3 protein-coding genes and 1 pseudogene are annotated in these 4,086 nt (G+C 46.4%); 2 read left to right on the top strand and 2 right to left on the bottom strand.

Annotation, left to right across the window (positions count from 1 at the left end; all coding sequences use genetic code 11):
* Positions 1–848: 848 nt before the first annotated feature.
* Together QUB12_RS36160 and QUB12_RS36155 are read right to left on the bottom strand one after the other, a co-directional pair.
* A complete protein-coding gene (locus tag QUB12_RS36160; RefSeq protein WP_333146064.1) occupies positions 849–2,330 on the bottom strand; it encodes an ATP-binding protein in 1,482 nt (493 codons plus the stop codon).
* A 130-nt stretch (positions 2,331–2,460) separates the two neighbouring features.
* Positions 2,461–3,291, bottom strand: a complete 831-nt coding sequence (locus QUB12_RS36155) for an alpha/beta hydrolase (RefSeq protein ID WP_333146067.1) — start codon at positions 3,289–3,291, stop codon at positions 2,461–2,463.
* Positions 3,292–3,450: 159 nt separating this feature from the next.
* Between QUB12_RS36155 and QUB12_RS36150 the strand changes: the two genes are divergently transcribed.
* Entirely contained in the window at positions 3,451–3,651 is a 201-nt protein-coding gene (locus QUB12_RS36150) for a hypothetical protein (protein ID WP_006634481.1), read from the top strand.
* Between the two features lie 168 nt (positions 3,652–3,819).
* Positions 3,820–4,086 (top strand): annotated as a pseudogene (locus QUB12_RS36145) (BamA/TamA family outer membrane protein); the annotation flags it as partial.

Here is a 4,086-nt window from a genome sequence, read left to right as displayed (position 1 = left end):
TAACACAGGCGGGACGCCCGTGCCACAGTTAACACAGGCGGGACGCCCGTGCCACACACAGTTAACACAGGCGGGACACCTATGCCACACACAGTTAACACAGGCGGGACGCCCGTGCCACATTTAACACAGGCGAGACGCCCGTGCCACACACAGTTAACACAGGCGGGACGCCCGTGCCACAGTTAACACAGGCGGGACGCCCGTGCCACAGTTAACACAGGCGGGACGCCCGTGCCACACACAGTTAACACAGGCGGGACGCCCGTGCCACACACAGTTAACACAGGCGGGACGCCCGTGCCACAGTTAACATAGTTGACACAGGCGGGACGCCCGTGCCACAGTTAACATAGTTGACACTCCCCGACTATCAAGGTGCGGGGATTCTTAATTCAGCGACTAACCTTTAAGTGTTGCGTCATGAAAGGCAATACTCCGACTTTTCAACCGTAGAATCCTACCAATTAACGAGCCTGAGCAAGCAGCCACCCCAGCGGGTCTGTCTCCAAAAGCGTACTAGAATACTTATCTAGAGTTTGGGTATGCCCTACCCTACTTAACAATCCTACAAATAGTTTGTTTTGACTGGTTTAAGGCTTACTGAATTCAGCCTCTAGCTGTTTAAAGAGTTTTCGCTGCTCTGCGTCCCCCGGTTTATGCCTAAAAGTGTGTCTCATGTCCTGTTTCACGAGGGCATTGCGAATTTGACCTTGACTTTTATACTATACTCCAGATATCGGAACCTAGCGGACTTTTTGAAAAAAGTTTTAAGAAATTAAAGCTGTCCTAGAAGAACAGGGTTTTAAACCCAAATTTTTGATAAATTTGGATGATTAGTAAATTGCTTAAGTTTGCTGGATCGGCAGTTCAATGATAAACTCGGTTCCCTTACAGGGTTCCGACTCGCACCGGAGCGATCCTCGGTGATTTTCTACTAAGATTTTGTAGACAATAGACAATCCTAAACCGGTACCTTTACCGATTTCCTTGGTGGTGAAAAACTGCTCGAACATTCGCTCTTTTATCTCTGGTGTCATTCCGGGTCCCGTGTCAGCAATCCGCACTCTCACGCGATCGGGCCCTGCTAATTCTGTGGTTATCAAAATTTTTAGCGCAGCATTGGGCTGATTTTGTGATACCTCGTCCAAAGCATCGATCGCGTTGGTAATTAGATTCATAAATACTTGATTTAGCTGTCCTGAATAACACTCTACAAGAGGCAATTTTCCATAATTTTTTACTACTTGAATGTCGCGACGGTCTATTTGAGAATTGAGACGGTTTCGCAAAATTAACACGGTGCTGTCAATGCTGTCGTGCAAATCGCACATGGTCATGTTACTGTTATCGGTTCGCGAAAAGTTGCCCATAGATTTGACAATTTCGCGAATGCGATTGGAACCCATTTGCATGGAAGACATAACTTTAGGCAAGTCTTCAACTAGAAAATCCAGATCTATCTCTTCGATTTTAGCTGTGATTTCGGGACAGGGATTGGGATAGCATTCTTGATAGAGACGCAGCAGGTTCAGCAAATCTTGAGTATAAATTGCGGCATGGCTCAAGTTGCCGTAAATAAAACTAACTGGGTTATTAATTTCGTGGACGATACTAGCCATTAGCGCTCCCAGGGAAGACATTTTTTCGCTGTGGAGGAGTTGAGCTTGAGTTTGTTTGAGTTCGCAAAGTGCGCGATCGAGCTTGGCCGCTTGAGCTTCCGCTTTCGAGGTAGCAGCACAACTTTCTTGATAAAGTTCTACCTGTTTAAGATCGATTTCAAATTGTTCGATTTCGCTTTCTTGCTGGTATTGGCTCACCACGGCATCGAAAGCTTCTAGCAAGTCGCCCCCCGCAGCTTCGACAATGTACAGCAGATGGGAATTTTCCAGCCTGAGTTCGGCATCGGGAACTTGCACCAAGGCTTTAATTCGATCGATATATGCGCGCACTTGTTTGTCTAAATACAGTGGCGGCTCAAAATACATTGCCTTGACGGTGGCTGAAGGGGGACTCACTAAGTTGATGCTGCTGCTAGTATTAATTAAGTCGCGATGCGATTTTTCCATAAGCTCGATCGCCTCTAACAAATTCCCGCGCAGTTTTGCTCTTTCTGCCGCATTCTCAGAGCAAACTAACCTCATGCAAAAAAAAGCCGTTCGTTGGGAAAGCATTCGCTGGCGGCCGCTGATGTTAATTACCGCAGCACTAATTCTTCTGGCTGTCGTAATTTCTTCCAGATTAAAGTAGTTTTTCACTGCCGCCATTGGTAATGCCCCCGACTCGCCTAAATGTCTGTAGCTCCTGCTGACACAAGATTTAAGAGCCATAAAAAGTTTTTGTACAAGACACTAACCAATATATTCTGTATTTCGTAGTAGAGTAGTATACTAAAACACAATTATTTTACCGTTGTGGCCTATCACAATTTTCAGGATTCCGCTTGTTGCACCGTTTTTCTTAACTATTCAAAAATTTACTAATAAACTTGGCCATGATTGGAGCTTGAGTTTGTGGCAACCCGTGAGTGGCATTGGGAATAATTGCTAACTCTGCCCCCGGTATCTCGCCCGCGTAGGTTTCACAGTGCCATAGAGGAATTGTTTCGTCACTATCTGCTGCGATGACTAAGGTAGGAATTTGCAATTTGTGAATTTCTTTTTCTACTGTATCAACTGCATCTTCCGGCCGCATCCGACTCATTAAAAATGACCTTGCTACTGGTTGAGACATTAACTCCCTGCGCCACCCGGAAATTTGCTGCAATTTCTCACTTTTTCCCGCTAAACTAGCAAAAGGTTTTGCCAAATGCAAGGCCCAATCCACGGCTGGGGTTTCCCACAGCAGCGGCCGCAAAGCATCGTATTGACCGCAAAAACTGTCGTCCCGAATTCCGGCTGGTGCTGCTAACACTAAACTGCTCACAGAATTAGGATATTTGAGGGAATATGCAGATGCAACCCAACCGCCAAAAGAATGTCCGATGATGCAGCATGGTTCGATATTTAGTTGTTCTACAACTTGCCGCACAAAAGCAACTTCTACAGCTACGTCGTAGGGGATTTCTGGTTTGCTGGATTCTCCAAAACCTAACATATCTAAACTGATGCACCGAAACTGAGATTGCAATAACTCAATTAAGGGCAGCCAGCAAGTCTTTTCTCCGAAGAAACCGTGCAGCATCAATAAGGGTCTGCCGCACCCGATGTCGAGGTAGGCGGCTGTTTGGCGGCTGCTATTGACAAATGTACTTAATGTGTGCTTTTGTCCTACAAGTGCTTGAGACTGCATGGGCGATCGACTCCTGATAGGTAAGATACTTTTGTAAAGGATTGTAACAAAACAGGAGTCCAAAGGTTAAACTTCATTACGGAGTACACAGTTAGAAATAGACCATGATATTGTCTATGATTATTAGAAAAAACTACAAACCCAAAGCAGGAGAACACCTTGAACTCTACTTTAAAACAGTACCCGGCTTGCTCTCTTCGCGAAGATGTCAGTGAGTACGTAGCACACCTACAGCTTCACATGACTTTACAAGCTCGCAACTTGCTCCCTACCATTACCACCGCTAAGGATAGTCGCGAACAACTGTTGCAGCAGACTCAGGCTCATTTTGAGAAACGTGTTTCTCGACAAGCTATTTAAACAAATTTTTCTGGGTCATTAAGATCGCCCACTGTCGATCGAACTTTCCCACATTTCAGCATCCCAGAAACCCGGTAGCCTCAAAAATACCGGGTTTCTTTTCGGCTAATTATGCAGGGAACCCGGTTTTGGGTAATATGCGTTGGGTGTGCTTTAAATTTAATGTCTATGCGAATTTCGATTATTGCATTTTTGACTTTGGCGGCGCTGGGTGGCGGCGAATTGGCAGCGCGGGCGATCGATCCGAGTGCCGCACCGACTGAGGCCCAGTTTAGAGAGGGAACCGCAGAGGCGCAGAGGGCGCAGAGGGAGGAGGATGAGGTCATTGGTGATAACTTAACGTTAAACCCACCGTCTCTCTTGTTTGTAGCGAAGTCTAGATCCCCCCTAACCAAGGGCGGGCACGGGGGCACCGCCCCTACTAAGGGGGGGACA

Origin of the sequence: Microcoleus sp. B7-D4 (genome assembly GCF_036705125.1) — a bacterium.
Taxonomy (GTDB): Bacteria; Cyanobacteriota; Cyanobacteriia; order Cyanobacteriales; family Microcoleaceae; genus Microcoleus.
Note: the sequence above shows the minus strand (reverse complement) of the source record. Positions and strands in the feature narration are given on the sequence as shown.

Excerpts from the sequence above, each read along its gene's own strand:
- QUB12_RS36160 (WP_333146064.1), bottom strand. The coding sequence starts at position 2,330 with ATGGCTCTTAAATCTTGTGTCAGCAGGAGCTACAGACATTTAGGCGAG.
- QUB12_RS36155 (WP_333146067.1), bottom strand. The coding sequence starts at position 3,291 with ATGCAGTCTCAAGCACTTGTAGGACAAAAGCACACATTAAGTACATTT.